3 protein-coding genes and 2 pseudogenes are annotated in these 4,531 nt (G+C 67.9%); 1 reads left to right on the forward strand and 4 read right to left on the reverse strand.

From position 1 onward, the window contains the following. From AB0L75_RS43810 to AB0L75_RS43825, 4 genes and pseudogenes are all read right to left on the reverse strand, one after another. Positions 1-224 (reverse strand): annotated as a pseudogene (locus AB0L75_RS43810) (hypothetical protein); the annotation flags it as partial. A gap of 169 nt (positions 225-393) precedes the next feature. Next, on the reverse strand, positions 394-2,016 hold the full coding sequence (locus tag AB0L75_RS43815) for an LCP family protein (protein WP_365191891.1): 1,623 nt from the start codon (positions 2,014-2,016) through the stop codon (positions 394-396). A gap of 311 nt (positions 2,017-2,327) precedes the next feature. Then, on the reverse strand, positions 2,328-3,074 hold the full coding sequence (locus AB0L75_RS43820) for a hypothetical protein (RefSeq protein WP_365191892.1): 747 nt from the start codon (positions 3,072-3,074) through the stop codon (positions 2,328-2,330). Positions 3,075-3,121: 47 nt separating this feature from the next. Next, positions 3,122-3,631, reverse strand: a complete 510-nt coding sequence (locus AB0L75_RS43825) for a SigE family RNA polymerase sigma factor (RefSeq protein WP_365191893.1) — start codon at positions 3,629-3,631, stop codon at positions 3,122-3,124. A gap of 359 nt (positions 3,632-3,990) precedes the next feature. Here AB0L75_RS43825 and AB0L75_RS43830 point away from each other — a divergent pair. Next, a pseudogene (locus tag AB0L75_RS43830) lies at positions 3,991-4,245 on the forward strand (DUF664 domain-containing protein); the annotation flags it as partial. Positions 4,246-4,531 lie beyond the last annotated feature (286 nt).

Genomic DNA, 4,531 nt, shown 5'->3' on the forward strand with positions numbered 1-4,531 from the left:
CACAGCGAGTTGACCGTGAACGTCTCCCGGAAGCGCCATACCAGCCCAACGAGACTCGCAGAGAAGAAGCAGCACTTTGTTTCCGTACAAGTCCCCCGCGTCTCGTAGCGGCCCTCGTGGCCGCTGACGGACGGGTGCTGGGCCTTCCAGGCGGTGATCACGGGCTCGATCAGCGCCCAGCGCTCGTCGGATAGGTCGCTCTTGCAGGGCTTGCGCTCACTCACCCAACCACCTCAGCACGGCGCCGCCCCCGCGACCTGCCACGGACGGCAAGGCCGCACGTTCAGGTGACGACAGAACGGATACCGGCTCGCATTCCGCCCTCTCAGAACGCACGATGCGGGCGCGACCAGTAGCGGTGTGGACGCTTCCCCGAGGTGGGCTGTCTGACGGTCATTGGCTCCTGGTCTTGTCGGAGTCCGGGATGCCCTCCTGGGTGGCCTTCGCGTAGGCCTGCTCCACGGTGAGGCCCTGGTAGGCCGCCGCCGAGGCCGGGAGACCGCCCAACGGCCAGGGGGAGGCCTTGGCGCACTGAACAGTGTTGCCGGCGATCTCCGTGTGGGCCTGGGCGGTCGCCGCGCCGATGTTCACCGGGGGCTTGGAGCCGGACGAGGAACCGCCGCCGACCTTGAGGTCCGGGCCGACGACCACGTGGACGGTGGTGAGGCCGGGAACCGTGGTGAGGGAGGAGGAAGACAGGCCCAGGGCACTGGCCACCTGCTGCGCCTCACGCTTGGAGAGCGGCTCAGCGGCCGCATACTCAACCTTGCTCGCGCTCACCGTCGCGGGGGTGCGCTCAAGGACAGGGTGGGAGTAGCCCTTGCCGGCCAGCTCCCTTTGCACGGCGGCCGCGCGGTCCGGGATCCCGGTGCCGTTGAACACATGGACCTCGACCGTGGACGGATCCACCGACTGGTCGGCGGAGGCGGTCGCGCCCGCGGACGGCTTGGACGAGGTGGTCGGCGTCAGCGACTGGTCGTTGGCTATCGCGTCGAATAGCTGCTGCGCGCCCGGCCCCGGCACCAGCCAGGCTTTCGGGTTGTAGGGGTCCTGACGCGTCGGCATCGTGGCGAAGGTTATGTGGTCGGTCGGGATGCTCCCGAGCGTGTTGGCCAGACTGACCAGGCTGGTCACACCGGCCAGAGCGTCGTCCACCGCGAACGCGTGCGAGCCGGCCTCCGCGAGCTTGAAGACGTGCGAGGGGTTGGCCAGGGTGCCGGCGCTCTTCATCTTGTGGATCAGCGCGCTCAGGAAGATGTGCTGGGTCTCGGCGCGGTCCACGTCGCTCGCGCCGCCGAACGCGTGCCGGGTGCGCAGGAACTCCAGCGCGCCCTGGCCGACCAGGGTGTGCGTGCCGGCGGACAGCTTGAGATGGGAGCCCGGGTCGTAGACGTTGTGCGTGGTGCAGACCTGCACGCCCCCGACAGCGTCGGACATGTCCACCACGCCGGAGAAGTCCACCACCATGAAGTGATCGATGTGCACCCCGGTGAGGGCGTTGACCGCCGCCACCGTGCAGCCCGGCCCATAGTTCAGGCTGTTGGTGATCTGCTCGTTCGCGGGGAAGTCGTGGGGCTTGCCGTTCTGCGTGCACGACGGCATGTGGAGGTCGGTGTCGCGCGGGATGCTCATCGCAGTCGCGTTGTGGTGGTCCGCCGAGACGTGCACCAGCATCTCGACGTCCGCGTGCGGCAGGGACTGGTCCGAGCCGCCCAGGCGGCTGTCCAGCGCGCTGTTACGGGTGTCGGAGCCGATCACCAGGATGTTCAGTGCACCCGGGATCACGGCGCCTTTCTGCGGCTGCGCGCCGGTGTCCAGGGCGCTGTGCTTGATGTTGCTGTCGAGCTGGTAGATCCAGGCGCAGCCCGCGGCCGCGACGAGCACCACGAAGGCGCCGACGCCCATGGCTATTCGCTTCACCCTCTTCTTGGCCTTCGGCTTGCGTCTTCCGCCGCGATTCGGCTTGCCGCGCGGTGCTCGGACCACAGGTGTCAGGGCGTCTTCGGGGGATGTCATGGAGTCTTTACTCCTTGCGTGGATGCCAGGACAAGCCGGTTCCGGAGGCGTCCTGGTGTGCCTGGTCGAACGTTCGTCGAGAGGGTTGCTCAAGCGGCGTTGGGAGCCATCAGCCGCACCACTGGTGGTGCCTCCGCGGACACCCACGCGGCTTTTGCCCGTCGCTGCCCCGCGGTGCGACCGGTGACGCAACAATCACCACGGAGGCCGAAGTGGCTCTGGACGGTTGCCTCGTGCGCCCCGCGCAACCGGCTGACCGACCCGTCGTTGCGGGCCACGGCGTAACCCGACCGCTGTCTTCCTCACCACGGTCACTGCCCTGGTTCCCAGGCAGGGCTCGACGCGATGGCGGTCAGCTGGCCGGCGCTCAGGATCGGCGCGGAGCGCACAGGGGTGCGGTCCGGGTACGAGGCCGTCGACAAATTCATCGTGATGCTCATTCCATCGGCTCTCAGCGCGACGGCCACTTGGTAGGGGGCCACGCCGGACTGATGTGAGATCTGCTGGGTGTAGACCAGGGCTCCGTCCCGAAGCGGGGATGTGACCGTCAGCATGTAGCGGCGCTGTTGATCGAGTTGCTCCCCGACGAGTGGCTGGACGGTCACCGCCAGCCAGCAGGCGCCGTGCCCGTCATCAAGCTCGAAGTACCTCACGAACGCCTCGGGTCGCTGCGGCGAGCCTCCCCTCGTCACCGTGATCCCAGGAGGAACCAGCGATGTGAGCCGCCGCATCACCTCTTCGGTCGACCAAGCCGAAAGCTCGCGGGGCGAGGCCGTGGGCGCGGCAGGTGGTGTGGGTGCCTGGGGCGGTGGCGCCTGTGGGGCCGCAACAACCTTGCCGGGGCGGACGGTGGCACCAGTGGAATGCGTCAGCAAAGGTGTCATCACGCCGGCAACGCCTCCCGCGAGCAGCACGCACACGCTGGTAAGCAGGGTGGTCCGCCGCCGTCGGCGCCGACGGCCTCGATGCACACCTTCGGCGAGCATCACAAACAAGTCCGGTTCGCAGGAACTGAGCTCAGAGCGCAGAGTGTTGGTGAAATCTTCTTCGATAGGCATGACTCGGTCTCCAGGCTGGGCGGGCAGGCGTGCGTAGGACCTTGAGGTCAGCGGTTGGCCAGCTCCGCCAGGTCGCAGCCGAGCACTTCACGAAGTCGCTCCAGGGCGCGCATGCTGCGGTTGCGCACTGCACCCGGCCGAATCTGCAGGATGTCGGCGGTCTCCTCGACGCTGCGGTCCTCCCAGTAGCGCAGCAGCAGAACCGCTCGGTCTCGTGACGAGAGCCGCCCCATGGCGCTGAGCAACGTCACCCGCAACGGCGCATCGCCCTCGCCAGCAGCGGCCGCATCCGGCATGACGGAGCTCGGAATTTCATCGCTGCTACGGCGACGCCGGTAGGTGAGAAAAGTGCGCACCAGTACCGTCTGCGCGTAGGCCGCCGGATTCTCCACCTGCCGCAGCCGTGACCACCGGGCGTACAGGCGGCCCAGGGTCTCCTGGACCAGATCCTCCGCCAGGTGCTCGTCGCCGCTGCACAGCACGCACGCCGAACGGAACAACGACCCCGAACGCGCGGCCGCGAACGCCAGGAAGCTCTCTTCGTCGCGGCGCCTCATCCAAGATCCCTTTCAGTCGGTTCACCCTAACGACGCCGTGAACCCGTCCCCGCGTCCCAGGCCGATCCGAAAATATCTGTGACCATCGCCCTGCGCTTCGCCGCCCAGAACCGCGATGGGACACTCCGACTGCTGGCGCTGCGTCCGATCCCGCCCGGGGTTCCCATTAGGCGTCCACCAGCGTTGACGATCGTCAACATCGCTATCGTGGTGGCGGTCACGGAGGCGCCGTACGTTGCACGGTGTGCCGCGAGGCGTCGAGGTCTAGCGATGCCTGTCCGGTCGAGCAGGCCGGGCGGTCCACCGGCGCTGTGTCGCTGTAGCGACCCGCCGGACAAGAAACTGGGTGGAGCAGGTTGGAGGACCCCGACCGCGAGATGCGTATCGCCGTCGACTTCCCGCTCACGCAGTTGCTCGACGAGTACGTCGAACAGAGCACCCGCTACCGCGAACTGGTCGCTGGGAACGGCCTGGACAAGCGGGCCCAGCGAGCCGTTCGAAATGGCCTCCACGTCGACCTGCGCTGGATCCTCCTCCACCTCACCGAGGAGACGGCCCGCCACAACGGCCACCTGGACATCCTGCGCGAGATGCTCGACGGCACGACCGGCGACCGAATCCGGCGGAGATCACGGGCGGAGCCAGAGTCGGATCGAGGTGACGGTGCCGTGGAAGATGTAGCCGCGGCACACGAAGATCACCTGCGGTCGGGCAGGATCCCTGTCAGCCCGTGGCATGCGCTGGTGGCTACCGTGCCGGTTCGGCCGCGGGTTGCTGGATCAGACCGTGCAGGGCCGAGATGACCTCTTGGCCCGTCGGGGTGGTGAAGTCGCGTACGAGGTCGGTGGCGAAGCTGGCGACGCTGGTGATCTGGCCTCCGGCCGCCTCGATCTGGCGGAA

The organism is Streptomyces sp. NPDC052101 (assembly GCF_040680235.1).
In the GTDB taxonomy this organism is placed as follows: domain Bacteria; phylum Actinomycetota; class Actinomycetes; order Streptomycetales; family Streptomycetaceae; genus Streptomyces.

Bases quoted from the DNA above. Each gene is read 5' to 3' on its own strand.
- AB0L75_RS43825 (WP_365191893.1), bottom strand. From the start codon at position 3,631: ATGAGGCGCCGCGACGAAGAGAGCTTCCTGGCGTTCGCGGCCGCGCGT.
- AB0L75_RS43820 (WP_365191892.1), bottom strand. From the start codon at position 3,074: ATGCCTATCGAAGAAGATTTCACCAACACTCTGCGCTCTGAGCTCAGT.
- AB0L75_RS43815 (WP_365191891.1), bottom strand. From the start codon at position 2,016: ATGACATCCCCCGAAGACGCCCTGACACCTGTGGTCCGAGCACCGCGC.